A 24,264-nucleotide genomic window follows, 5' to 3' on the forward strand; every position below is an offset into this window, starting at 1 on the left:
GTTGCTCCATTTTTACGGGCGCGATTCAGTCCCTGGCGGCGCGGTCCTGTTGATCAACGGGCTGTGGAACTGGGGTTGGTGGCTGTTGATGTGTCTGGGTGGATGGTGAAGACCCGGTCGAGACCGATGATGGACAGGATGCGGGCGGTGTTGGCGGGGACCGCAGCCAGGGCCATGCCGCCGCCCAGTTCGGTGGCCAGGTTGCGGGCGGCCAACAGAGTGGTGATGCCGCTGGAGTCGCAGAATTCCAGGCCGGCCAGATCCAGGATCAGCAGTTGCCCGCCGGTCAGGGTGAGACTGTCGAGGGTCTTGCGGAGATCTGGGGCGCTCTCGTAGTCGAGGTCACCGGTGATCTCCAGTACGGGACCGGTGGCGGTGTCTCGGGAGGTGATCGTCAGCGGGCTCATCTCAGGTCTTCACTCGCGGGGGTGGGCAGCGGAGCGGGCACGCCGAGGGCGAGCAGCGCGGTGTCGTCGTCGAGTCCGTCACCGAACCCGGTGAGGAGCCCGGTCAGGGCGGTGATCAGGGCCTGCGGTCCCGCAGCGGGCTGGGCGGTGGTGAAGGCGCGCAGGGCGTCCTCGCCGTACAGCTCGCGATCGGGCCCGGTGCGGGCCTCGGTCAGGCCGTCGGTGTAGAGCAGCAGGGTGTCGCCGGGAAAGAGCTGGGCGCGCGCGGTTTCGAACTGTGCGCCGGGCAGGACGCCGACGAGCATGCCGCCGGGGGTGGGCAGATAGTCCACGGTGCCATCCGCGTGCTGGATCAGTGCGGAGGGGTGGCCGCCGGAGGCCAGGTGCACGCTGACGTGGTCGTCGGCGGGGTTGAGGACGCCGAATATGGCGGTGCAGTAGCGGGTGTCGCCGCTGGTGTACCGCTCGTGCAGCACCGTGTTCAGGGTGCTCAGGACGGTGACGGGGTCGGGGTCGTGCAGGGCGGCGGCCCGCAGCGTGTAACGGGTCAGTGAGGTGACCGCGGCAGCCTGGGGGCCTTTGCCGCAGACGTCGCCGAGGAAGAACGCCCACCGGTCCGTGTCGAGGGGGAACAGGTCGTAGAAGTCTCCGCCGAGCAGGTCCGGGGAGGCGGTGTGGTAGTAGGAGGCGGCTTCCAGGCCCGGCACCTTGGGCAGCTCGGCGGGCAGCAGGTTCTGCTGGAGGACGGCGAGGGCTTCCTGAAGCCGTTCGCGGTCGACCTCCGCCTGCCGGCGTGCTTCCTCCGCCGCCTGGCGGCCGCGCAGCAGCTCGGTCTCATAGGCGCGACGGTCGCGGGCGTCGAAGACGGTGGTGCGGATCAGCAGCGGCTCGCCGTCGTCGCTGGTCTTCACCTTCGATGTGACCAGCACCGGCATCCGCTGCTTCCCGGCGGCTTTGATGTCCAGGGCGATGCCGCTGACCTCGCCCTTCATCTGCAACAACGGGGCGAAGTGCGTCTCGTGGTAGATCTTCCCGCCGACCGTGAGCAGATCGGCGAACCGCATCCGGCCCACCACCTCGGTCCCGGACAGGCCGAGCCAGTCAAGCAACGTGGTGTTGATCTTCGCGATGGTGCCGTCCATCAGTGTCGACAGGTAGCCGCACGGCGCCTGCTCGTACAGCTCCTCGGCACTGTCCTCCAGCAGCGAGATGAACGCCGCGTCCGTGGCACCCACGTCCGGCTCCTCACCCGGGTCATGGCCGGTGCGGCACATCATCCGGCAGCACCGATGAAGTCGGTAATCGCTTGAGCGGTGGCCTGCGGTGCGCTCAGCTGCGGGCAGTGCCCCGTCGCCTCCAGCGTGACCAGACGGCTGCCGGGGATCGCCTGATTGACGTAGGCGCCGACCTCGCGCGGGGCGATCACGTCCTGACTGCACTCCAGCACCAGCGTCGGCACCGCGACCGTCTTGAGGTCGGCGCGGCTGTCGGACAGGAACGTCGCGCGGGCGAAGACCCGGGCCATGTCCGGGTCGGTCGCGCAGAACGAGGCGGTCAGCTCCTGGCCCAGTTCCGGCCGGTCCGCGTTGCCCATGATCACCGGGGCCATGGCGGCGGACCAGCCCAGATAGTTCGACTCCAGTGACTCCAGCAGCTCATCGATGTCGTCCGCGCTGAACCCGCCCCGATATCCGTCCTCGTCGATGTAGCGGGGCGAGGGAGCCACCATCACCAGGTGGGAGAACCACTGCGGCGCCTTCGCCGCCGCGAGTACCCCGACCATGGCACTGACCGAATGCCCCACGAAGATCACGTCCCGCAGGTCCAGCTCCTCGCAGACCTCCAGCACATCAAGGGCATAGCCCTCCAACGAACTGTAGCGACGCTCGCTCCAGGCCGAAGGGTCCGACCGGCCGGAGCCCACGTAGTCGAACAGCACCACCCGGAAGTCCACGGCCAGCGCGGGGACCACCAGACGCCACATGTTCTGGTCACAGCCGAACCCGTGCGCCAGCAGGAGCACCGGCCCGTCCACACGGCCGGTGACGGTGACGTTGTTCCTGCGACGAATATCCATGCTCATCAGTTTCCCATTACTCGGGGCGAGCGAGCCGAAGCGACTGCCCCGGCCCGAACCTGCACCGGAGCCAATAGCGGGGGCGCCGGTCCGGCTGCGAGAGGAGTGGTCGTCCGTAGGTGCAGGATTCATTCCGAACCTTCCTTGATAGGCGCGTATCAAGGAATTCCCGCAGCGCAAGAACAGTGCGGGAACAACAAGAACGGGCCGAATGGAATGCGAAAGAAAATCTGGCCTGCAGTGAATCTGGTACATATGCAGGCGATGAAAAAAGTGGCATCATATGGACGCGAAATCCAGGGCTTCAGACGGGTGCAGCTTTGGGGACCCATCGCCCGCAGGCATTATCCAAGGACGCGGGCACTACGGTAAATGCCCGCAGCGGGGTGCGCGCACCCCGAAAGGTGCGGGCCCCCGCTGCAGAGTGCGCGTCGGCGTCAGACGGGAACGATGTTCTCAGCCGTCGGGCCCTTCTGGCTCGGCGCGATGTCGAAGGTGACCTTCTGACCTTCGAGCAATTCACGGAAGCCCTGGGAGGCGATGTTCGAGAAGTGGGCGAACACGTCGGCGCCTCCGCCGTCCTGTTCGATGAATCCGAAACCCTTCGCCGCGTTGAACCACTTCACGGTGCCAGACGCCATGTCATATCTCCTTTGGGCAGTACGCCGGGACCCGTAATGTGCGGATACCGGGTCGCCGCGATGACACCCTCCCGGAATGACCGGAAATACAAAAACGCTTCCACCGGCTGAAAGTACCGTTGGAGGCGCTTGAAGTTTGGGAACCAAGACTGCAACTGAGATCGACAGTAGCATGCCATACTGGCCTGCGTGTGTTACAGAATTCCATTCTGCTCGCTGCGGTAAAAACACTCTCGGCACGGGGCGTTAAACCCTCACCTCGCTGTCGTAGCTATTAGTCCGCAGCTGACCTCGATTCTTCACGAGTGGCGTGAACTCGGCCCGATCGAGGTGCGCCCGTAATGATCTCTGGCCTTCGAGGCGGGCCTTCGCGTGACGCTGCGGGTGCGCCGGCTTCCACGGGCCCGGGGCGCTACTGGTCGTCCTCCTTCCTGGTCTTCGTCGGGGCGGTATTTTGGCGCCGCCAGGTGGCAGCCGGGAGATGGAGAGGCGGGTCCGGGCGGTGGTGAACGCGGTGGCCCAGGGCCAGGTGGACTCGATCCGCAGCCATCGGCCGCGGGCGGGTTTCGTCAGGCAGGCGGGTGGTAGAGCCGGAAGCGCATGGTGTCCGGCTCGGCGGCGGCGAGGTGATCGACGTCGTGGAGGGCGACGAGGCGGTCAGCTTCGCGAACTGCCGCCTTGAGGGCTGCACCCGACGGCGGGCCTTCGCCACCTGCCCCAGCGTCGTCTCGTCGAGTGCGGCCAGGGTCCGGCGGGCGATGGAGTCCGAGGCGGGCGGACCGAACAACGGCCGGTGACGGAGCTGGAGCCGCTCGGCCTCCAGCAGGTTCGTCGCCCCAGCGTGATCGACACCGCGAGCTGCACCAGCAGCGCGGGCCGGTTCCGCTGGCCGGGCCTGCCCACCGACACCCTCGCCAACGCCTCGGCCAGCCCGACCCCGTCCGCACACCGCCGCAGCGGTGCCTCCCCGGCGTGTCCGACCAGTCCCTTGCTGTCGGCCCGCACGGCCGGCCGCCGGTTCCACCCTGTACGGTCAGTCACCAGAATAATGGCTTGATCTTCTGCCCGATACGTCCTCAACAAACGCATCCTTGCAGGTAAACGGAACCTTTCTACTGTCGGGGCGTCAGCCCGTCAATTCCGGTGAATAGCCGGGGCCGACGCAGACGCCGCCCGTCCGAACGCCCTGCCGCCGGACAGAACGACCCACGCGTCACGCGCCGACATGTGTGTGCGGGGTCCGCCGGAACCTGGACGCACCGTCTCAGGACACGGGCGGACCGGACGGTCCGGCCGTCCGGCGGTGTTCGGCGTTGATGCGCTGGGCTTCTTCGAGTTGGTCTTCGAGGATGATGATGCGGCAGGCGGCGTCGATGGGGGTGCCGTTGTCGACGAGTTCGCGGGCGCGGGCGGCGATGCGCAGTTGGTAGCGGGAGTAGCGTCGATGGCCGCCCGCTGAGCGCAGCGGGGTGATGAGGCGGGCTTCGCCGAGGGCGCGCAGGAAGCCCTGGGTGGTGCCGAGCAACGCGGCGGCCCGGCCCATGGTGTAGGCGGGGTAGTCGTCGTCATCGAGCCGGCCGAACGAGTCGTCTGCTGTCACTTGCACCTCTCATGGAACGCGTGGAGGGGCCCCGGCGCTATTCGCGCCAGGGCCCCGAAGGAACTGCTACACCATCTGCCGGCCCTGATACTGCGCCGACCTACTGTTTCCGCAGACCCGACCAAGATTGCTGTCGGGGACGCGGGGATCGCGGTTGCTCGACCGGAGACCACCTCACTATCGATGTCCTGCGGTACCCGGGCTCAGCCATTCCGCCCGGGCGATCCTGATGGCGCTCGGCCCCTCCGTTCTTTCCCTCTGGGATCAACTAACTGCCGGTACTGCTCTACCGCGTACTGCTGGTGATGCGACCTGCTCGGTGACCTGTCACAGCGTCACTCTTCGGCAGCCAGCCCCGTCGCCCGTCCTGCGTCTGCTCTGGCTTAGAACCCCACTGCCGAACCTCCCGGTGCGCGCGCCCGCAGCCGACGCCTTCACCGAGGAACCACTCACATACCTTCACTGCTGGATACCGCTAACTGCACTAACGGGTACTGCAACTTCAACTGCGGTCCTGCTCACGGCGGCCCCTGATCACTGCGAGCCACCCGGTCCGGTCGTCAGCCCCGTCGCCGTCCTGCAACAACCCTGGCTCCGAAACTCCACCACCGCACCGCCCTGCACGCTGCAACTACCTCTATCACTGCCTGGCAGTTCATGTCTGCCAGGCCCTGCTGATCTCTGCTACGAGAGAAACCATAGCCAGACGATCTCCCAATGTCTACTCCAGCCAGCATAGATTTTTGTGCGTTCGGCGGGGAGGTAAGCGACCTCGACGGCGACGGAGGCTGGCACCCGTCACTGCCAGGGCGAGAGGGCGAAAGGTCCGGGGCAATGTGTAGCGGGCAGAAGAGTTCGTCGCGTGATCCAAAAACCCTGGGACCCCAACGAAGAGCGTCAACACCACAACCGCCCGCTCACCCGCTGGCCGGCGAGGACCTCGGTATGCGGGCTTGGTGTGTCGCACGGACAAGGCGTACGGCCGCCGAGTCCGGGGCGGACGTTGGCATCCGTTCAGGGGCTCTGTGGTGCAATGACACTGCCCGGCACCGGGCCCTGGCGCCGCCCCCTCGGCCCACTCGGCAGGGGGCACTGCGCTGGCGGGCAGTAAAGAGCGAGGAGTCACCGTGACCGTATGCGGGCCTGGCGAAGAAGGCAGGCCGACCACTCGTCTTCCTGACAGCGACGGCAGCCGGGGCGGGGCGATGACCTTGGCGGGGACGCTGGCGGCGGCGGAGGCCGCGGCGCCCGTGGAGTCGCTCGACGTGGTCGCGCGCATGCTCAAAGAGCGACTCGGAGCCGCGGCGGTGTCGTTCCTGATCACCGACTTCAGCGGCGGCTCGGTTGTACGGCTGGGGGCGGCGGGCAGCGTCGAGACCGACGAGCCCGCGCGGCGCATCACGTTGCGGGGCACCCTGTACGACGACGTGATCCGCACCCAGCGGCCGAGTGTGGAGGACAAGGGCGAGGGCGGTCTGGTGCGGCTCGTCGCCCCGGTGACCAACCGCGGGGACGCCATCGGGCTCCTGGAACTGTTCTTGCCCGTCGCGCCTGACGCGGAGGTGATGCAAGAGGTCAGCGAGACCGCGCACGCCCTGGCGTACATCGTCATCGCGAACCGGTCCTTCACCGACGTGTACCAGTGGGGCCGCCGCACCGCCCCGCTGAGCCTGGCCGCCGAGATCCAGCACAGGCTGCTCCCGGCATCACTGGCATGTGAGGCGGCCCAGTTCGCGGTCGCCGGGGCACTGGAGCCGGCCGATCACGTCGGGGGTGACACCTTCGACTACGTGATCGACCGGGACACGGTCCAGCTCTCCGTCACCGACGCCATGGGCCACGATGTCGATGCCGCTCTGCTCGCAACTCTCCTGGTGGGCGCCCTGCGCCGGGCACGGCGGGCCGGCGCCGGCCTCGCCGAACAGGGCGATCAGGCCGATCAGGCCGTGCGCGAGCACGGCCGCCACGGCTACGTCACCGGGCAGCTCCTGCGCATCAGCCTGCTCGACGGCACCGCCGAGTTCATCAACGCCGGGCACCCCTGGCCACTGAGGATGCGGGACGGGCAGGTGCGGGAGATCACTCCGAAGATCGATATGCCGTTCGGCTTCCACGCACCGCACAGCTACCGGGTCCAGTTGCTGGACCTGCGGCCGGGCGACCGGCTGGTGATGCTGACCGACGGCATGCTGGAGCGCAACGCCAACAGCCTTGATCTGCCGGACCTGATCGTCCGCACCCGCGCGCTGCATCCCCGCGAGGCCGCCCGCACTCTCATCGCCGCGGTCGTCGAGGCCAACCACGGTCACCTGCAGGACGACGCGACCGTCATGTGCCTCGACTGGCACGGCATCGGCCACTCCCATCGGGACGCCGACACCGGCGCCAACCTCGCCGACGCCTCCGCCCCGTCGCCAACGGGGCGGACCACTCCCGGGCGATGACCTTGGGAGTGTTCCGCTCCCCCGCTTCGGGCGGCCCTTGGACCGCGGTGCGGAGGAGCGGACGGCTTTCGCGCGCGGCGCGATGCCTCGACGGCCGCCCTGCCCGTCGCGGCCCGGCACGCGGCAACGTGCGTGACCAGCGGCCCTGGCCAAAACGTTGTCGCGGTCAGTAGACGGCCAGGGAGATGGCGATGTAGTGCGCCGTGAAGGCCGCCACGGTCAGAGCGTGGAACACCTCGTGGAAGCCGAACCAGCGCGGTGAGGGATCGGGGCGCTGGAGGGCGTAGACAACCGCGCCCGCGCTGTAAAGAAGACCGCCGGCCACGACCAGGGTGAGTACGGCCGCTCCGCCGGCGTGCAGGAAGTCGGGCAGGTAGCGCACCGGTGCCCACCCCAGCGCCAGGTAGCACGGGGTGTACAGCCAGCGCGGAGCTCCCACCCACAGGACCCGGAAGGCGATGCCGACCAGTGCGCCCGCCCACACGATCCACAGCAGCACGGACCGCTGGCCCGGCGGGAGAAGGAGCACCGCAAGGGGCGTGCAGGTGCCGGCGATGATCAGGAAGATGTTGGCGTGGTCGAGACGCCGCAGGACCGCCTCGCCGCGCGGCCCCCAGGTGCCGCGGTGGTAGATGGCGCTCGTTGCGAACAGCAGCCAGGCGGTGACCGAGTACACGGCGCAGGCCACGGCTGCCTGCGGGGTGCGGGCCAGACAGATGAGCACGATGCCCGCGATCAGTGCGGCGGGGACCATCCCGGCATGCAGCCAGCCACGCAGCCTCGGCTTGATCGGTTCGGCCAGATGGGCCGCCCGCTCCACCAGCGCGGCAACCGAGTGCCCGCTCTCCCCACCTTGTGATCCGCAAGGCAGCCCGTCTTCATGGTCTTCTCCACGCGCTGCGGCGGCGTACGTGTATTCGGCTTCAGCGGCGTCGTGCGACACGGCTTCTCGTCCTCCCTCGGACTCCTGGGCATCACCGGTGATCATGCAGCCATGCTAAAAGACCTCGCCCAGACAGTTTTCTGCAAGGCCGGTCTCGAAACAGCCAGGCCGCGTCGCCGGAAATGGGTCACTGGGTCACTTCGCCGCCGTGTGAACTCCGGCCCGTTGCTGCTGCCGCCCATTGGGCTCGAAGCGGAATAGATCAGCTGCTCATGGGAACGATCAGAGCTCCCGAGCGGGTATCTCCGCTCCCTGCGCGCAAGGATCGCCGATGCTTCCTGAGGTCCGCCCCCACCTGTCCGGCCCCCTCGCCGACCAGTTGGAACACCAACTGGGTCTGGTTCCGCAACGGGAAGCCGGCGATCTCGATGTGCAGCGCGTCGCCGGCATCGCCGTCGTCGCGGCCGCCCACTCCGATGGGTATGCGGCCACCGGTCACCTCCTGGGGCTGCTGGCCGCGCTGCCTGCCCCCACCAAGGCAGGAGAACGCTTCTGGTCGGAGCTGTGGAGGTCTTCGGGCACCGCGTACCTGCTGCCTGCCAACATCAAGGCTGCGGTACTGCGTTCCCTGGCGGGAGAAGGAATCGTGCTGGCCCGACAGATCCTGTCGGCTGTCGATGAGATGACCCCGCCCCAGCGCGTCGCAGCCGGGGAGGTGATCGGTCAGGCCCTCGCCGAGTCCGACCATTTTCCCGACCTCAAGACACAGGTCATCGGAGAACTATGGCTCCGGGACCTCGAACTCACCGCCTGGCGCGTCCTGCACGCAGACCGCAGGTCCGACGATCCGACAGGACGCAAAGCATTCCTCGATGCCTGGAGCAAGGTCTGAGCTTCAGCGCTTGCTTGTCGCAATGGGTGAACAGTTCCAGCAGTGCCCGGACGGGCACGTGTGCGTCTGCAGGATGGCGGAGGGTGCCGTCCAGGCAGAGGATGTAGCGCGTGCGCCGTCCGGCGCGCTCCCGGCGCAGGTAGCCGGCCTGTTCAAGATCGTGACGATGTTCTGGGCGGTCCGCCCGGTGACGTGGCAAGCCGCGGCGATGTAGCGAAGGCGGGCGGCAAGGGCGCGGGCGATGACGATCAGCACACGGTCGTGGTTGGTGAGGAAGCTCCACTTCCCGGTCTGTTCGTTCACCATCTGCTCCGTTCTTCGATGTTGCCCAGCTGTGAACACCGCAGGGAATTCGGTTTCATCACCATCAGTGGCAGGCCGTGAGTGTCGACCACTCGACCGCCGTGGCGGCCGTTGATCCCTTTTTGCCAGGGTCGGAGCCGTGAGAGTCTTCTCACGGTCGAAGCCGCTTTGCCTGCCTGCGAGGCACTGCCCGTGGCCACCACCCTGGCTCCTTTGCCCAGCTGGCGGCGGATCCGTCCGGTCAGCACCTCCCGCACACCGGGGGAACCTCAGGGTGGCCAGTAAATATAATCGACCCATGTCGAAGCCTGACGAGCTGCTCGTTGACGTCGCCGCCCTGGTGGAGTCCGGGCAGAGCAACCAGATGTCCCTGACCGTGGTCACCGGTGGTGCTGTCATCACCGGCCGACTTGCTCCCGAAGCAGTGTGGCGGCAGAGGGTGTCGGACGTGCTGACGGATTCCGCCCGCCTGGGAGAATTCTCAGCCGTCTTCGACACCCCCGCGAAGAACGGGCCGCCCACGCATCTGCACTTCCATGTCGCCCGGATCCTGCAGGGCACGGTGGGGATCCCGGAGACGGGCGGGATGTACCGCGTGGCGATCGCCGACGTCGGCGCCTGGACCGTGGGCGACTTCAGCTATTCCGACCACTGAGCAACCACTGCGACGGGAACCCGTTGCAAGCAGTGTGGGCCCGGCCGGCGCATGCCGGCCGGGCCCACACTGCTGTTCAGGTGTCGGCTTCGTGCCTGTTTCCCTCGGTCAGACGGACACGGGAGTGCCGAGCATCGCGGAAGCGTGCTGGAGCGGGCTGAGGATGCGTACGGGTGCGGCCTCGGGGAGGGTACGGCAGGTGAAGCCGAGCTGCGTCATGGCCCGGAGGACTTCGCCGGCGCTGAAATCACGTCGGTCCTGGCGGGTGATGACCTGGCCGACCTGCTTGACGGGGTAGTGGCGGCGGCCGATGATCACGGATTCGCCGGTACCCAGTTCGGGCTTGATGCCCTTCATCGATTCCAGCACGCCGCTCTTGGTGAGCTCGAAGGGGAAGCGGGCGATGACACAGCGCATGTGACCTCACAGAGAGAAGCGGGAGAACGGTCCGGCCAGGGTGAGACGGTTCAGCGGGAGAGGGCGAGGACGCCCAGAGCGCTGCCTTGCCCGTCGACCACCGGCAGGGCACCGAGCCGGCGGGAGCGCATCGCGTGCTCGGCTTCGGCCGTCGTGGCCACGGATGTAGTGAACGACCCGTGGTCGCCGAGGATCTCGCGCAGGCGGACGCGGTCCGTGTAGGCGGAGCTGTCGCGGACGGCGGTGAGTTCGGTCCGGGTGACCAGGCCGGCGCGCTGGCCGTCCTGGTCACATACGACCAGCCGACCCGTGCGCGCGGCGGCCATGACCGACAGCGCCACCTCGACACTCATGTCGTCGCAGACCTGCGGTCCGGCCGCGTCCATGACCTCAGCCACCGTCTTGTGCCCGAGGTTGGCGCTCGCCGGGCGGGGCTGCATCTGAACCAGCGTCACAAGGTGCCTCCTGCAGAGATGGGTAGCTTCCTGATCACGAAGGTTCTAGGCCGCCGTGCCGAAGACGGTCTGGCGTACGGGCGCGCGCCGGGTCGTCGAAGAGGGGCGACGCCGGCCTCGCGAGGTGCTGCGCTTGGAGCGTTCGGCCACCGGTGCGGTGATGACGACCGGGATGCCGGACGGGGTCTGGGCGCCGGTGATCCGGTGCAGGGCCTCGTCGCCCGAGCGGATCTGGGTGGTCTGCGGCCGGATTCCGGCGTCCGACATGAGGCGCACCATGCCGCGACGCTGGCTCGGTGTGACCAGGGTGACGACACTGCCGGACTCGCCGGCTCGGGCCGTACGGCCTCCGCGGTGGAGGTAGTCCTTGTGGTCGGTCGGCGGATCGACGTTCACGACGAGGTCGAGGTTGTCGACGTGGATGCCGCGCGCCGCGACATTGGTCGCCACCAGCACACTGACGTGCCCCGTCTTGAACTGCGCCAGCGTGCGAGTGCGCTGCGGCTGCGACTTGCCGCCGTGCAGCGCGGCGGCCCGAACCCCACTGTTGAGGAGGTCCTGGGTCAGCCGGTCGACGGCATGCTTGGTGTCCAGGAACATGATCACCCGGCCCTCGCGGGCGGCGATCTCCGTCGTGGCAGCGTGCTTGTCGGCGCCGTGGACGTGCAGGACGTGGTGCTCCATCGTCGTGACCGCACCGGCCGACGGGTCGACCGAATGCACGACGGGGTCCGTCAGATAGCGGCGCACCAGCAGATCGACGTTGCGGTCCAAGGTGGCGGAGAACAGCATCCGCTGCCCCTCCGGACGCACCTGGTCGAGCAGCGCGGTGACCTGCGGCATGAAACCCATGTCGGCCATCTGGTCGGCCTCGTCCAGCACCGTGATGCCCACCTGGTTCAGCCGGCAGTCGCCCCGGTCGATGAGGTCCTTGAGCCGCCCCGGAGTCGCCACCACGACCTCAGCCCCGCCTCGCAGCGCGCCGGCCTGCCTGCCGATCGACATCCCGCCCACCACCGTGGCCAGCCGCAGCCTGACGGACCGGGCATACGGAGTGAGCGCGTCGGTCACCTGCTGCGCCAGCTCACGCGTCGGTACGAGGATCAGCCCCAGCGGCTGGCGGGGCTCAGCACGCTGTCCCGCGGTACGGGCCAGCAGAGCGAGACCGAAAGCGAGGGTCTTGCCGGAACCGGTGCGCCCGCGGCCCAGGACGTCACGGCCCGCCAGGGAGTTCGGCAGTGTCGCGCCCTGGATCGGGAACGGCGCGCTCACACCCTGCCTGCCGAGTTCGGCCAGCAGCTGCTCGGGCATGGAGAGATCGGCGAAGCTCTCCACGGCGGGCAGCGCGGGGGTGATCGTCGTGGGGAGCGCGAATTCACCCTGCACGGGGGCGGGCCGACGGCCGTAACTTCCGGAACGGGCAGGACCGCCGGAACGGCGCGGTGCCGGCGAGCCGAAGCGGCTGCCGCCCCTTCCTGCGTCGGCACTGCCATTACGGGCGCGGGGCGAGCGGTCGTTCGTACGTGTGCGGTTCATGCGGAACCTTCCTCGATGCGGCACATATCAAGGAATTCCCGCAAGCGGTGAGCAGCACGGAATTACAAGTATGGACCGATGTCAAAGCAAATCCGGCCGACGGAAATCCGCGGCGGGCGTAAATGCTGAAATAGGTGACGCAGAGAGGACGTAAAGCCCCGGGCGCCGAGGTGCGGTGTGGCTCTTCAGGATGCGCCTGCATCCTGGAGGAGGAGCCGCGTGTGGTGAGACCGCGGATTTCTCCGAGCCGTCCCGCAGGTGAAACCACTGCGGGAAAATGCGTGTAGCTGGGGCCCGCACCCCGAGGGATGCGGGCCCCAGCTACAAAGTGCGCGTCAGCGTCAGGCCGGAACGATGTTCTCGGCCGTCGGGCCCTTCTGGCCCTGCGCGATGTCGAAGGTCACCTTCTGGCCTTCCTGAAGCTCACGGAAGCCCTGGGCGGCAATGTTCGAGAAGTGGGCGAACACGTCAGCGCCGCCACCGTCCTGCTCGATGAAGCCGAAACCCTTGTCCGCGTTGAACCACTTCACGGTACCAGCAGCCATGTCATATCTCCTTTGGGGCAGTACACCGGCGTCCGCACTGTGCGAACACCGTGTCGCCGCGATGATTACCCCGCCGGAAAATGACCGGAAATACAAAAGCGCTCTCCTCGACAGAAGCCGGGTGGGAGCACTTGAAGTTCGGGAACCACAACTGCAACTGAGATGGACAGTAGCACGCCGCAACGGCCCGCGTCGGTTAAGTAATTCTACTCCGCTCATTGTGGCAAAAACTCTCACTACACGGTCCGGCAAACTCTCACCTCACGAGCACAGATATTGACCCACTCGCAGTGCAACGTTCCAGAAAAGCGGAGTCGCCAGCCGCAACCAGGGTTGTCGGGGCGCTTTTGCTCCAGCTGTAGATCGTGATCTTGCTGGTTGGGCCGGTGTGGAGACAGGTGCGGCCTCCGTTGATCATCGTGAGTTGTGTGGACTTACGAAGAGGCGGTGGCCGCAGGTCACAACATAGATCCCGCGCGTTGGCGCGAGGCATTCGATGGCCTGTTGGGGCGGATCGCGGTCCGGTTTAAGCGGGTTGAACCCCGGCGCCGGGTCGGGCGGCTGGTGCTCGGGCTGCTGTCGGACCTGCCGCGGAAGAACTGCTGGACGATCGCGGAGTGGGCTGGAAAGGCCAGCCCGCACGGCATGCAACACCTGCTGTGCCGGGCAGCCTGGGACGCCGACGCCGTCCGTGACGACATGCGCGAATACGTGGTCGAGCACCTCCACGACGACGCCGCGGTGCTGGTCGTCGACGAGACCGGGGACGTGAAGAAGGGGACGCACACTGTCGGTGTCCAGCGCCAGTACACCGGTACGGCCGGGAGGATCGAGAACTCCCAGGTCGCGGTCTACCTCGTTTACGCGGGCGCCCGGGGGCACGCGGCGGTGGACCGAGAACTGTCCATCCCGCGTTCGTGGACGTGCGACCCAGATCGCTGCCGGGCAGCGGGGCTTGGCGAGGACACCATTTTCGCGACCAAGCCAGAACTGGCCCGGGTGATGATCGAACGGTTCCTGAACGCCGGACACCGCATCGGCTGGGTCACGGGGGACGAGGTCTACGGCGGCAATCCGAAACCGCGGGCGGCGCTGGAGGAACGCGGCATCGGCTACGTCCTCGCGGTGGCCTGCTCGGCTGAAGTGCCGACCGGCGCGGGCACGTTCCGTGCTGATGCCCTGGTGAAGAAGGTGCCCAGGCGGGCCTGGCAGAAGCTCTCGGCCGGACGCGGTGCGAAGGGGCAGCGGTTCTACGACTGGGCCGTCATCGACCTTACCGAAGCGGCACCGGGCCACCACCAGCTGTTGATCCGCCGCAACCGCACCACCGGCGTGCTCGCCTACTACCGCTGCCACTGCACCACGCCGACATCCCTGGCCACCCTGGCCACCCTGGCCACCCTGGTCAAGGTCGCAGGTTCCAGATGGCGGGTGGAGGAGACCTTCCAAAGCGAGAAAGGGCTGGCCGGGCTCGATGAGCACCAGGTCCGCCGCTACCCCTCCTGGCTCCGATGGGTCACCCTCGCCATGCTCGCCCATGCCTTTCTCGCCGTTGTCCGTGCCGACGAACACACCCGCCGTCCGGGACCGGATGACCTGCTCCCGCTGACCTGTAACGAGATCCAGCGCCTGTTCATCACTGTTGCTGTCCGCCCCGGTCACGGCCCCGCTCACCGGCTCAGCTGGTCCACCTGGCGACGCCGCCACCAGTCACGATCACGAGCCAGTCATTACCGGCGACAAGCCGCATCACAGACGTGAAGATCACGGTCTACGGCTCAGCTATCAGCAGCTCCAGTCCTTGTCGAGATCGAGCTGCTCACGACGCTGGGTGAAGGAGAACCAGTTGCCGGAATCATCGCGGAAGATGGCCTCAGTCCCGTACGGCCGCTCCTGCGGTGCCTGCAGAAACTCCACACCGCGCGCCTTCATCGCCTGGTAATCGGCATGGATGTCGTCGGTGGCGAATACACCCGCCCCCAGCACACCCTTGGCGATCAGCTTCTTCAACTCTTCGGCGGACTCTGGATCGAGCGCAGGTGGCCCTGGGACCATCAGTGTGATCTCAAGATCCGGCTGGTCCTTGGCGCCGACGGTGAGCCAGCGCATCCCCGCCTCGCCCATCGTCATGTCGGTACGAATCTCGAGCCCCAGTTGCTCGGTGTAGAACGCCTTGGCCCGCTCGTGGTCGAGGACCCAGACGTTGGCGATGGACAATCCCTTGATCACGGCTGACTCCCTGTGCTCGACGGGGCGCTGCTCCCCCATGCCCTGCAGCCCACCGTAGTTACCGCTGCCTCACCCGGCTTCTCCAGAATTGCGCTCTTCGGCGCTGCGCTTCAGCAGTCCCTTGAAACTCCCGTGCCAGAGCAGCGCATAGCACCCGGGGATCAGCACCGACCCCTGCCCGACGTGCCGGGCACGGTACTCACTCGGCGTGAGGCCGGTGTGCTTCTTGAAGCTGGAGGAGAAAGTTCCCAGGCTGGTGAAGCCGACCAGCGTGCAGATCTCGGTGACCGACAGGTCGGCAGTGCGCAGCAGCTCCTCCGCGCGCTCGATGCGGCGGTGGCTCAGATACTGCCCGGGTGTCTGCCCGTACGCGGCCCGGAAGACGCGGACGAAGTGGTAGCGCGAGTACCCAGCGTGCGCGGCGACCATGTCCAGGTCTATGGGCTCGGCCCAATCACGGTCCATGGCGTCCTTGGCGAGACGTAGCCGCCGCAACTGCGAGAGCTGGGCATCGTGCGTCAAGGCCGGAGTGGTGCTCACGCCTCGATGGTGACACACAGACCGCCTCGAACGGGTCGATCCCTCGCGCCGGCCACCGGCACCACGTCTGACGACTGTTCACGGCGTTCGCCGTCCGCCCCGTGGACAATCTGGCCCGCCGACTCGGCTGGTCCAACTGGCAACGTCGCCATCAGGATCGTCCCCGGGTCAACCCTTACCGCTGAACAGCTCTGAAGTAGAAATCAAGATCACGATCTACAGCTGGAGCATTTGGCGTGTGCGGCTGTCCACAGGATCGCATTGAACAGCGGCCAAGAGCAGCCACCAACATGGGCGGACCTGCGCTGATCGCCGCGTCCGGAGCAGTGGTCGAGCGTTCGATCCGGTGAGGGGACGCCACCGTGGATCGTGTCGGGCAAACTGCGCCCTCCGGAAGTGCCGTGCGCTCAAAGCTCGGCTTCACCCGGACATGGCAGCTGACAGCGGGCTGAAACTTTGGTGTTCGTTCGCCGTCTGCCTGACGGGCGCCAGTCGGCCGGCGGCCGTGTGCCTCGCGTGACGTGGCCCCCGTACCGGCCGCATCGAGCACTCCCCCGCAGGCAGGACCCGGAAGCATGAAACCCGGGTATCGAAGCTGCCCGCCAGGGACGCACCGGGCCTGTCGGCCTCTACGGGAGTCGAGGCGGGCCCGGCGCTCAGGAACGCCGCAGGCTCGCTCTGCTGCGGGAAGCAGCCTCAACCACCACACCCGAACGGTGCAGGCGCGTCCCCGTGGCCGCACCCGCAGCACGAGGGGGTGCAGTGATTGAGGGCGGACGAGGAAGGCATGGCCGGCCGTGGCTGGCACCCGAGGCAGCTCCTCGAGAGGCCTCAACTCAGCTGGCGGGCGCACAGATGGGCTCAGGAGCGATGGGCGGACATCAGCACCGGCACGCGGCGAGGGCAGGGCTGCCACCGGGACGCGCGGCACCTCTCCCCCCGCTGCCCTCCCGATGAGGCCTCCTGCTTGCGGCACCGGCGATGGCCGAAGATCTTGTCGCAGGGGTCGAGTCGGGTGGATCGTCAACCGGGACGGATTCTTTCGCGACGTCCATTTCACCCGACGGCTGTTACTGCCCGCTCGAAGAGCGCTGACGCTGCTCGCTCTCGCGTCTCTCGTGGGCGTGGCGGTCGATGTCGGTGACGCGGTCCGCGAGGTCGGGATGAGCAGGCCGCAGGTGGGGGCCTGTATCGGAGAGAGGGCCGAGGAGTTGGGAGGGGTCACTGTCACCAAGTGCGGTGTGGAGGGACCTGATCGCGTCCGTTGCGGTGGCGGGAAGGTCCGGCAAGGCAGTAATGGTCCCGGCGAGCTGGCGCAGCGCGGCGGCGTGGTCGTGAGCCCAAGCAGCTACGGAGCGGTTCGCGGCGCGCCGGCCGCGGGTGGCCTGCACACGCTGTTCCTTGGTGGCACCCGCTTCACCGGGACGCACACGCAGGTAGCGCCGCTCGGCGGCCTGGCGGCTGGAGACGCCGAGGGGGTGGGCCAGGTCGGCCCAACTGGCACCGGCTTCCCGGGCCGTCTCGATCAGCCCGGGCTCCCAGCCGGCCAGTTGTTCACGTACCTCGCGCAGGAGCAGCAGGGCCGCTATGGCCTGCTCAGGATCGTCGGTGGAGGCGTTCTCCTCGGTTCGCGCAGTCCGCATGGCCTGGGCGATGGCCTGCAGCGCGGTGGCCGTTGCCGCGAAGGAAGCCGGTGCCGGGACGGGGTCGTCACTCATCGTCTTCTCCTTCGCAGGTTGTGGCCCACCACTCGATGCGTCGTCGTTCGGATGACTCATGAGTTGTCGTCGTTCGGATGACATGCTACAACGGTGTCAGGTGAAGCGCACAGCAACTGCTGAACTCATCTGGAGGTGTATCCCGTGTTGATGCGCACCGACCCGTTCCGTGAACTCGACCGGCTGGCCCAGCACCTGATGGGTCCGGGAACATGGTCCCGCCCTTCCGCGATGCCGATGGACGCCTACCGAGACGGCGACCAGTACGTCATCGCCTTCGACCTGCCGGGTATCGACCCCGACGCCCTCGACATCGACGTCGAGCGGAACATGCTCACCGTGAAGGCGGAACGCCGGCCCCTGCCGCGGTCCGAGAGCGCCCAGACGGAACTCTCCGAACGGCCTCTTGGTGCCTTCTCCCGCCAGCTCGTCCTGGCCGACACCCTCGACACCGAACGCATCTCCGCCGACTACGAGGCCGGCGTCCTGACGCTGCGCATCCCGATCGCGGAGCGGGCCAAGCCCCGCAAGATCAGCGTCAACAGCACCGGCAACCGCAAGGAACTCGACAGCTGATCCGGTGAACGTGCCCCATCCACCGGGGCCCGGGCGGTCTGCCTGCAATCCCGCCTGGGCCCCGGCGGCACTGACTCTCCACTCCACGCCGGACAACCGGCCCCGCGAAGAACACGGTTCACGCGGAACAGCCGGTCCACCGCAGGAAGACGGTCACGCAAGGAAAGTCGACACGCCTCATGACTCTTCTCTCTCCCCCCGCGCCCCCTGCCCCGACGGCAACCGTCACCTTCGAGCACATGCTGGAGGAGGTGCGCTACGAAGGCGCCTACCCCACCCGCGCCCAGACAGAATGCGTCGTACGCCGCGTCCTCGAAGGCCTCGGCCGCCAGCTGACAGACATCGAGCGGACGGAACTCGCCGCTCGTCTCCCCCAGGAAGCCGCCCACGCCTTCGCTTCGCAGATCCCTGCGGGTGAGGCCCTGACGGGCTGGGGCTTCGTGAAGGACCTCGCTGAGCGAACCGGGGGTACGCCGGCGACGACCCGCTGGGACGTCGGATCAGTCCTGGGCGTCGTCGCCCGCCTCGCCGGAGACGACCTGACCACCCGGATCATCGGACAGCTCCCCGACGGCTACGCCCTGCTGTTCGGACGTGCCCAGCTCGTCCGGGCCTCCTGACTCCCCAGCCCGGGACCGGCAGCAAAGATCCCGGCAGCCAACGGGCTGCCGGGATCAGGGGTGCTGAGCGCCTACTTGGGCCGGACGGCGTCCTTGGCCTTCTCCTTGGCCGCACGCAGGTCGCCCTTGGACTCCTCGACGCGCCCCTCAGCCTTCAGCGACTCGTTACCCACCGCACCGCCGACGACCTTCTTGACCTTGCCCTCGACCTGCTCGCCCTTGGCCTGAGCCTTCTCGTCCGCAGCCACAACCACTCACCCCTGCCTCAATCGGAACTCACGTATGCCCTCCGTGTCACCCCGGATCGCATCCTCAAACCAGCTCGATGACCGCCACGCTTTCGCAGCCGTGGACCGTCTAAGGAATACATAAGATCCATAGGAATGGAGATCGATCCGCAGGGCACACGACGGTCCGGAGGTTGATAACTATGGTTCCTATTCTTCTTGTTCTACTGCTCGCCCTGATCCTCTTCGGTGCCGGTTTCGCACTGAAGGCGCTCTGGTGGATCGCCGTGATCGTCCTGATCGTGTGGGTCCTCGGCTTCGTGATCCGCCCGACAGCAAGCGGCGGCAAGCGCGGCCGCTGGTACCGCTGGTAGACGGCCTGATCAGCACATCATCATGGGTGGGGCCCGACGCTTCGGCGTCGGGCCCCACCCATGTCCTGTCCCAGTGACCGAAGGATGAAAAGGCTAGTTCTTCCGGTTCGGGGTAGCTAGAGGCCATGGCCGGAGGCGGCCGTGACGTCAGGAACCATGGCCCTCCAGCACGACGCCTCCGGCTGTCCGCTCTTTCCGCAGGGCGTATGAATAGGCGCAAGAAGCCGGGAACCCGAATCTCTGAGGGAACGTCACCAATGACGCTCAATCTCGGCAAGTCTGCAGTTCAACTGCGGGTGGCAAAGCATTCTTTGATGAGGCAGCCGTACTTTATGAGTGACAACATCTGGGGCTGCCAGCTGGCCACCGGCTAGACCGCGGGCACCGACCTGATCGGATACAAGGTCGAGGCCGCCGACGGTGACGTCGGCAAGGTCGACAAGCACTCGGACGACATCGACTCCTCCCACCTCGTCACCGGCGTGTGGATCTTCGGCAAGCACGTTCTGCTGCCGGCCGGAACCTTCAGCAAGTCGACCAACAAGCGGAGGTCTACGTCGCGCTCACCCAAAACGAGATCAAGGACTCCCCAGTTCGACAACGTCGGCTACCACGAGCAAGTCGGCAGCTACTACCAGAACCAGCTCAGCATCTGACGTCAGCACCCGTGCGCATGCGAAGGGGGCGGCAGGCGCGGGAAGTCCAGGGGTCCAGGCTCCTCAGGCTGCGGCCGTTGGATCCGCAGGCGGGGAGGCGCGGCGGTGTTCGTCGTTGATGCGCTGGGCTTCTTCGAGTTGGTCTTCGAGGATGATGATGCGGCAGGCGGCGTCGATGGGGGTGCCGTTGTCGACGAGTTCGCGGGCGCGGGCGGCGATGCGCAGTTGGTAGCGGGAGTAGCGTCGATGGCCGCCCGCTGAGCGCAGCGGGGTGATGAGGCGGGCTTCGCCGAGGGCGCGGAGAAAGCCCTGGGTGGTGCCGAGCAACGCGGCGGCCCGGCCCATGGTGTAGGCGGGGTAGTCGTCGTCATCGAGCCGGCCGAACGAGTCGTCTGCTGTCACTTGCACCTCTCATGGAACGCGTGGAGGGGCCCCGGCGCTATTCGCGCCAGGGCCCCGAAGGAACTGCTACACCATCTGCCGGCCCTGATACTGCGCCGACCTACTGTTTCCGCAGACCCGACCAAGATTGCTGTCGGGGACGCGGGGATCGCGGTTGCTCGACCGGAGACCACCTCACTATCGATGTCCTGCGGTACCCGGGCTCAGCCATTCCGCCCGGGCGATCCTGATGGCGCTCGGCCCCTCCGTTCTTTCCCTCTGGGATCAACTCACTGCCGGTACTGCTCTACCGCGTACTGCTGGTGATGCGACCTGCTCGGTGACCTGAGGAAGCGTCACTCTCCGGCAGCCAGCCCCGTCGCCCGTCCTGCGTCTGCTCTGGCTTAGAACCCCACTGCCGAACCTCCCGGTGCGCGCGCCCGCAGCCGACGCCTTCACCGAGGAACCACTCACATACCTTCACTGCTGGATACCGCTAACTGCACTAACGGGTACTGCAACTTCAACTGCGGTCCTGCTCACGGCGGCCCCTGATCACTGCGAGCCACCCGGTCCGGTCGTCAGCCCCGTCGCCGTCCTGCAACAACCCTGGCTCCGAAACTCCACCACCGCACCGCCCTGCACATTCCAACTACATGTACTGCTACCTGGCAGTTCATGTCTGCCGGGCCCTGCTGATCTCGGCTACGAGAGAAACCATAGCCAGACGATCTCCCAATGTCTACTACAGCCAGCATAGATTTTCGCGTGTCTTGCGGAGAGTTAGTCGGCCTCGAACAACGACGGTGGAAGGCCCCGGCCGGGTTGGCAGGCTGCGCGACAGGGCACAAGCGCAGCGCACACACCGGACATTGGACTCCACAGGGGCTTGGGGGAACTGATAGTCACGATGAGCGCAGGACGCCGCCGACACCGTGGTCCTGGTCGTCTCCGAACTCGTCACCAACGCCCTGCGCCACGGCGGCGGCGCCTACACCCTGGACCTGGTCGCGCCCCGGACAGCATCGAGGTGGCCGTGCACGACCACTGCTCCCAGGCGCCCCGCATGCGCATCCCCGCTCTGAACAGCGCCGGAGGCTTCGGCCGGCTCATGGTCAACCGCCTCGCCCACGTCACCGCCGTCACCCGCCACCCGTTGGGGAGCAAGACCGTGAGCGTCCTCCTGCCGCGCTAGTGATCCGGCGTAAGCGTCGGGCGGCGCTCCTGGCCGTTGCTGGGGAAGGTGACCGCAGTGGCAAAGTCCTGACGTCGCGTTGCCCGTCGTGCCGGCACCAGGGGCTCGCCGGGACGGCATCTCGGCGAGGGCGGCCGGCCCTACGTCGAAACCCCGGATGCCGAATGGGTTAACCTCGCTTCCGCTTTGACTCCTGAGGCCGGATGGCCGAGCAGCAGATGCACTGCGGAATTGCCTGGCATGGATGCCTCAACTGCGGGTACGCCGTCTCTGGTCGCTCAGGAGCAGGCGGCGTATGAGGATGGATCACGCAGGAGGGGACGAGCATGACAGTGACCGAGACGGCAGGGGCGCGGACCGTTGTGCTGCCGGAGATCAGTGACCCGTCGCAGGTCGCTCCGAAGGACGCCCGCGAGCTGTCGAGGCTGTTCTTCGACCAGCTCGCCGTCCTGGAAGAGGGCACCCCCGAGTACCAGTACGCGCGCAACACCCTCATCGAAATGAACATCACCCTCGTCCAGTTCGCGGCCTCGCGTTTCCGCAGCCGCGGCCAGGACGAGATGGAGGACATCGTCCAGGTCGGCACCATCGGCCTCATCAAGGCCATCGACCGCTTCGAGCTGTCCCGCGAGGTCGAGTTCACCTCCTTCGCCGTCCCCTACATCGTCGGCGAGATCAAGCGCTTCTTCCGCGACACCACGTGGGCCGTCCACGTCCCCCGCCGCCTGCAGGAAGCACGCGTGGCGCTCGCCAAGGCCACCGAGGAGCTCCGCGGCCGGCTCGGCCGCATGCCCACCACACGGGAACTGTCCGAGCTGATGTCCCTGTCGGAGAGGGACGTCATCGAGGCCCGGAAGGCCGCGAACGGCTACACCTCGGCCTCCCTCGACGCCGCCATCACCTCCAGCGAAGACGGTGAGGCCGCCCTCGCCGACTTCATCGGCGTGGACGACACCGCCCTCGAACTCGTCGAGGACTTCAACGCTCTCGCCCCTCTGATCTCCCAGCTCGACGACCGTGAACGCCGCATCATCCACATGCGGTTCGTCGACGAGCTCACCCAGGCCCAGATCGGCGAACACCTCGGCGTCTCCCAGATGCACGTCTCCCGCCTCCTCAACCGCACCCTCGCCAAGCTGCGGACAGGCATGCTCGCCACCAACTGACCATCCCAGAGTCTCCGCCGGTGTTCAGCATGAGCAGCAGCGGGTCGTGCTTGGCGGCTGCCTCCTGCACTCCTAGGATGATCCGGCCCGCGTGGGGGGGGGTGGTGGCGATCTGGCCACTGACGAAGCCGATGGTGCTCGACCGCTTCAGCCGCGGGCCACGGGCCAGTCCGTTGGGCGTACCCCAGTTGCCGGGCCGTCTCCAGAACGCGCTGCCGGGTCTCGGTGTTGACGCGCTTGCCCTCGACCTCGTTGAGGATGTGGGAGACGGTCGTGACCGAGACTCCGGCGGCTGCCGCCACGTCCTTTACCCCGATCCGCCTGCCCAAGTGGTGCCCAATCGTTTCGGCAAGTGAGTACGGGATGAGACCACGCCCCGGTGGAGGCCTTTGTCGACGGTTCGTTACGGATTCGTGGCCAGCGGGTTCAGGAACGTCAGCGCGGAGGCGTCCTCTTCGATCAGCCGAACGAGGGCGGCGTTGAAAGGGCCGCCGTACGGGGCGTTCAGGTGCGCCTGGAAGGCGTCCTCGTCCCGGTACACCTCGAAGATCCAGAAGGCGCGCGGGGCGGCTGCCTTGGTGTAGACGTCGAAGGCGAGGTTGCCTTCTTCCTCGCGCACCTTCAGGGTGTAGTCGCCGATCAGACGGGCGACCTCGTCCTGTGCTCCCTCGCGGGCGGTGAACTCGGCGAGCAGGGTTTTCTTCACGGTCTCGTGTCCTTGTCAGTCGTGGGCATCACTTGTGTGCGGAGTCGAGGTGCCAGACGACGGCCTTGTCCAGCTTCACCGGGCCGTTCTCGGCCTTCAGCGCGGTCCGGACACCGGGGAAGGTGCTGCTGAAGTCCACGGCGCCGGAGTGGGTGCGGTCGACGTACACAGCTCCTGAGTCGTGATGTCGTAGCCGATGACGGTCTCCTCGCCATTCGCGCCGGTGCGCACCTTCAGGCCGAAGCGTTCGGCGTCCTTGAGGGAGAGGGTCGCCTCGATGTCGAGAGCCTTGCCCTGCGCCGCGGGGCCGATCAGGGTCTTGGAGGCACTCTTGACGGTGACGCCGGACGCGGTCACCGCGTGCGGCTGCCACAGGGACCACACCCTGTTCACGGGCCGGCTGGTCAACAGGATGCTGCCGTCGACCGTACGCAAGGCCATCTCCCCGAGGATGCTCTGCGCGCCGCGCCAAGGTGACGTGGGGATGACCCCGCTGTAGTCCCAGTTGTTCATCCAGCCGATCATGTACCGCTTGCCGCCCGGCGCGTTCTCCCAGGACATCGCCGTGTAGTAGTCCTTGCCGTAGTTGGCCCAGTCGGCGCGCTGCACGACGGACTTCGCGGCCGTGTCGGTGGCGGTGAACCGGTCGGCGAGGAGGTGGCCCCAGCCGGCGGTGTTCATGTCGACGATCTGGATCTGCGCCTCCTTGCCGGCGTAGGAGTGCATGTCGAAGGAGGCCCGGTCCAGGTCTCGCTGTTGGAACTGGTGGCGCTGCGGACGACCTTGCCGTCGACGATCAAGTTGACGGACGTCTCCTGGGAGACGAGCTGGGCCTGGGTGCCCGAGAGCGTGCCGGGATACACGTCCAGAGCTCATGGTGTCTCCTGTGCTGTGGCCGTCCACTGGGCGGAGCCTGCGGCTCGTGCGTGGACCGACCGAAACGTGACGCCCTGGTCGGCGTCGTCGTCCACGCGGCCGAACCAGGGGTGTCATCGTTGACTTGTGTCATCGTTGACATCAA

The 24,264-nt window shown here is 67.2% G+C and carries 27 protein-coding genes and 3 pseudogenes; 11 read left to right on the forward strand and 19 right to left on the reverse strand.

Annotated features, from left to right (window positions below; all coding sequences use genetic code 11):
* Positions 1-53: 53 nt before the first annotated feature.
* The 4 genes from OG780_RS07900 to OG780_RS07915 all read right to left on the reverse strand — a co-directional run bounded on the left by OG780_RS07900 (position 54) and on the right by OG780_RS07915 (position 3,125).
* A complete protein-coding gene (locus tag OG780_RS07900) occupies positions 54-407 on the reverse strand; it encodes an STAS domain-containing protein (RefSeq protein WP_328446043.1) in 354 nt (117 codons plus the stop codon).
* Positions 404-1,684, reverse strand: coding sequence for a PP2C family protein-serine/threonine phosphatase (locus OG780_RS07905; RefSeq protein ID WP_328446045.1), 1,281 nt, complete (start codon positions 1,682-1,684; stop codon positions 404-406). Before OG780_RS07905 ends, OG780_RS07900 begins: the two co-directional genes overlap by 4 nt.
* Positions 1,681-2,484: an alpha/beta fold hydrolase gene (locus OG780_RS07910; protein WP_328446047.1), complete on the reverse strand. Its 804-nt coding sequence runs from the start codon at positions 2,482-2,484 to the stop codon at positions 1,681-1,683. Before OG780_RS07910 ends, OG780_RS07905 begins: the two co-directional genes overlap by 4 nt.
* 437 nt (positions 2,485-2,921) lie before the next feature.
* The gene (locus tag OG780_RS07915; protein WP_261709056.1) at positions 2,922-3,125 is read right to left on the reverse strand and encodes a cold-shock protein; all 204 of its coding nucleotides are present in this window, start codon (positions 3,123-3,125) and stop codon (positions 2,922-2,924) included.
* A 581-nt stretch (positions 3,126-3,706) separates the two neighbouring features.
* On the opposite strand from OG780_RS07915, the gene OG780_RS07920 reads away from it, so the two are divergent.
* Positions 3,707-3,922 (forward strand): hypothetical protein, encoded by a 216-nt coding sequence (locus OG780_RS07920; protein ID WP_328446051.1) that lies wholly within the window; start codon positions 3,707-3,709, stop codon positions 3,920-3,922.
* A gap of 467 nt (positions 3,923-4,389) precedes the next feature.
* On the opposite strand, the gene OG780_RS07925 is transcribed toward OG780_RS07920, so the two are convergent.
* On the reverse strand, positions 4,390-4,725 hold the full coding sequence (locus OG780_RS07925) for a helix-turn-helix domain-containing protein (RefSeq protein WP_326784461.1): 336 nt from the start codon (positions 4,723-4,725) through the stop codon (positions 4,390-4,392).
* Between the two features lie 1,205 nt (positions 4,726-5,930).
* Here OG780_RS07925 and OG780_RS07930 point away from each other — a divergent pair.
* Complete coding sequence (locus tag OG780_RS07930) at positions 5,931-7,169, forward strand: PP2C family protein-serine/threonine phosphatase (protein WP_328446056.1); 1,239 nt, start codon at positions 5,931-5,933, stop codon at positions 7,167-7,169.
* A gap of 166 nt (positions 7,170-7,335) precedes the next feature.
* Here OG780_RS07930 and trhA read toward each other — a convergent pair whose 3' ends face one another.
* Positions 7,336-8,157 (reverse strand): PAQR family membrane homeostasis protein TrhA, encoded by an 822-nt coding sequence (trhA, locus tag OG780_RS07935; protein ID WP_326784462.1) that lies wholly within the window; start codon positions 8,155-8,157, stop codon positions 7,336-7,338.
* A 226-nt stretch (positions 8,158-8,383) separates the two neighbouring features.
* On the opposite strand from trhA, the gene OG780_RS07940 reads away from it, so the two are divergent.
* Positions 8,384-8,944, forward strand: coding sequence for a hypothetical protein (locus OG780_RS07940; RefSeq protein WP_328446059.1), 561 nt, complete (start codon positions 8,384-8,386; stop codon positions 8,942-8,944).
* Positions 8,945-8,947: 3 nt separating this feature from the next.
* Here the strand turns inward: OG780_RS07940 and OG780_RS07945 are convergent, their stop codons facing one another.
* A complete protein-coding gene (locus OG780_RS07945; protein WP_328446060.1) occupies positions 8,948-9,247 on the reverse strand; it encodes a hypothetical protein in 300 nt (99 codons plus the stop codon).
* 298 nt (positions 9,248-9,545) lie between these two features.
* On the opposite strand from OG780_RS07945, the gene OG780_RS07950 reads away from it, so the two are divergent.
* On the forward strand, positions 9,546-9,902 hold the full coding sequence (locus OG780_RS07950) for a hypothetical protein (RefSeq protein WP_328446067.1): 357 nt from the start codon (positions 9,546-9,548) through the stop codon (positions 9,900-9,902).
* A gap of 108 nt (positions 9,903-10,010) precedes the next feature.
* Here the strand turns inward: OG780_RS07950 and OG780_RS07955 are convergent, their stop codons facing one another.
* The 4 genes from OG780_RS07955 to OG780_RS07970 form a co-directional block, all read right to left on the reverse strand.
* The gene (locus tag OG780_RS07955; RefSeq protein WP_326784465.1) at positions 10,011-10,319 is read right to left on the reverse strand and encodes an SCO5918 family protein; all 309 of its coding nucleotides are present in this window, start codon (positions 10,317-10,319) and stop codon (positions 10,011-10,013) included.
* A 50-nt stretch (positions 10,320-10,369) separates the two neighbouring features.
* Positions 10,370-10,774, reverse strand: coding sequence for a CBS domain-containing protein (locus OG780_RS07960; protein ID WP_328446069.1), 405 nt, complete (start codon positions 10,772-10,774; stop codon positions 10,370-10,372).
* 45 nt (positions 10,775-10,819) lie between these two features.
* A complete protein-coding gene (locus tag OG780_RS07965; RefSeq protein WP_328446071.1) occupies positions 10,820-12,310 on the reverse strand; it encodes a DEAD/DEAH box helicase in 1,491 nt (496 codons plus the stop codon).
* Between the two features lie 341 nt (positions 12,311-12,651).
* Positions 12,652-12,855, reverse strand: coding sequence for a cold-shock protein (locus tag OG780_RS07970; protein ID WP_326784468.1), 204 nt, complete (start codon positions 12,853-12,855; stop codon positions 12,652-12,654).
* Between the two features lie 447 nt (positions 12,856-13,302).
* Here OG780_RS07970 and OG780_RS07975 point away from each other — a divergent pair, with 447 nt between their 5' ends.
* The gene (locus OG780_RS07975; protein ID WP_443062124.1) at positions 13,303-14,616 is read left to right on the forward strand and encodes an IS701 family transposase; all 1,314 of its coding nucleotides are present in this window, start codon (positions 13,303-13,305) and stop codon (positions 14,614-14,616) included.
* Positions 14,617-14,640: 24 nt separating this feature from the next.
* Here OG780_RS07975 and OG780_RS07980 read toward each other — a convergent pair whose 3' ends face one another.
* From OG780_RS07980 to OG780_RS07990, 3 genes are all read right to left on the reverse strand, one after another.
* Complete coding sequence (locus OG780_RS07980) at positions 14,641-15,084, reverse strand: VOC family protein (RefSeq protein ID WP_328446075.1); 444 nt, start codon at positions 15,082-15,084, stop codon at positions 14,641-14,643.
* A 69-nt stretch (positions 15,085-15,153) separates the two neighbouring features.
* Positions 15,154-15,549 carry a helix-turn-helix transcriptional regulator gene (locus tag OG780_RS07985; RefSeq protein ID WP_328457966.1) on the reverse strand — a complete coding sequence of 132 codons (396 nt, stop codon included), beginning with the start codon at positions 15,547-15,549 and terminating at the stop codon, positions 15,154-15,156.
* A 1,145-nt stretch (positions 15,550-16,694) separates the two neighbouring features.
* Positions 16,695-17,342, reverse strand: a complete 648-nt coding sequence (locus OG780_RS07990; protein WP_328446077.1) for a type III effector protein — start codon at positions 17,340-17,342, stop codon at positions 16,695-16,697.
* A 144-nt stretch (positions 17,343-17,486) separates the two neighbouring features.
* Here OG780_RS07990 and OG780_RS07995 point away from each other — a divergent pair, with 144 nt between their 5' ends.
* Positions 17,487-17,918 (forward strand): Hsp20/alpha crystallin family protein, encoded by a 432-nt coding sequence (locus OG780_RS07995; protein ID WP_328446079.1) that lies wholly within the window; start codon positions 17,487-17,489, stop codon positions 17,916-17,918.
* Between the two features lie 179 nt (positions 17,919-18,097).
* On the forward strand, positions 18,098-18,538 hold the full coding sequence (locus OG780_RS08000; RefSeq protein ID WP_328446081.1) for a DUF2267 domain-containing protein: 441 nt from the start codon (positions 18,098-18,100) through the stop codon (positions 18,536-18,538).
* Between the two features lie 71 nt (positions 18,539-18,609).
* Here the strand turns inward: OG780_RS08000 and OG780_RS08005 are convergent, their stop codons facing one another.
* A complete protein-coding gene (locus OG780_RS08005; RefSeq protein ID WP_326784472.1) occupies positions 18,610-18,786 on the reverse strand; it encodes a CsbD family protein in 177 nt (58 codons plus the stop codon).
* A 182-nt stretch (positions 18,787-18,968) separates the two neighbouring features.
* Here OG780_RS08005 and OG780_RS08010 point away from each other — a divergent pair, with 182 nt between their 5' ends.
* Both OG780_RS08010 and OG780_RS08015 read left to right on the forward strand, forming a co-directional pair.
* Positions 18,969-19,139, forward strand: a complete 171-nt coding sequence (locus OG780_RS08010) for a hydrophobic protein (RefSeq protein ID WP_067385923.1) — start codon at positions 18,969-18,971, stop codon at positions 19,137-19,139.
* 389 nt (positions 19,140-19,528) lie between these two features.
* A pseudogene (locus OG780_RS08015) lies at positions 19,529-19,795 on the forward strand (PRC-barrel domain containing protein).
* A gap of 63 nt (positions 19,796-19,858) precedes the next feature.
* On the opposite strand, the gene OG780_RS08020 reads toward OG780_RS08015, so the two are convergent.
* Complete coding sequence (locus OG780_RS08020) at positions 19,859-20,197, reverse strand: MerR family transcriptional regulator (protein ID WP_328446086.1); 339 nt, start codon at positions 20,195-20,197, stop codon at positions 19,859-19,861.
* An 899-nt stretch (positions 20,198-21,096) separates the two neighbouring features.
* Between OG780_RS08020 and OG780_RS08025 the strand changes: the two are divergent.
* Together OG780_RS08025 and OG780_RS08030 are read left to right on the forward strand one after the other, a co-directional pair.
* Positions 21,097-21,371 (forward strand): annotated as a pseudogene (locus OG780_RS08025) (ATP-binding protein); the annotation flags it as partial.
* 326 nt (positions 21,372-21,697) lie between these two features.
* On the forward strand, positions 21,698-22,537 hold the full coding sequence (locus tag OG780_RS08030) for an RNA polymerase sigma factor SigF (RefSeq protein WP_328446088.1): 840 nt from the start codon (positions 21,698-21,700) through the stop codon (positions 22,535-22,537).
* A 236-nt stretch (positions 22,538-22,773) separates the two neighbouring features.
* Here the strand turns inward: OG780_RS08030 and OG780_RS08035 are convergent.
* The 3 genes and pseudogenes from OG780_RS08035 to OG780_RS08045 all read right to left on the reverse strand — a co-directional run.
* A pseudogene (locus tag OG780_RS08035) lies at positions 22,774-22,839 on the reverse strand (hypothetical protein); the annotation flags it as partial.
* Positions 22,840-22,940: 101 nt separating this feature from the next.
* On the reverse strand, positions 22,941-23,243 hold the full coding sequence (locus tag OG780_RS08040) for a putative quinol monooxygenase (RefSeq protein ID WP_326784476.1): 303 nt from the start codon (positions 23,241-23,243) through the stop codon (positions 22,941-22,943).
* 96 nt (positions 23,244-23,339) lie between these two features.
* Positions 23,340-23,969, reverse strand: coding sequence for a GH32 C-terminal domain-containing protein (locus OG780_RS08045; RefSeq protein WP_443062125.1), 630 nt, complete (start codon positions 23,967-23,969; stop codon positions 23,340-23,342).
* Positions 23,970-24,264 lie beyond the last annotated feature (295 nt).

The organism is Streptomyces sp. NBC_00386, assembly GCF_036063235.1.
Lineage (GTDB): Bacteria > Actinomycetota > Actinomycetes > Streptomycetales > Streptomycetaceae > Streptomyces.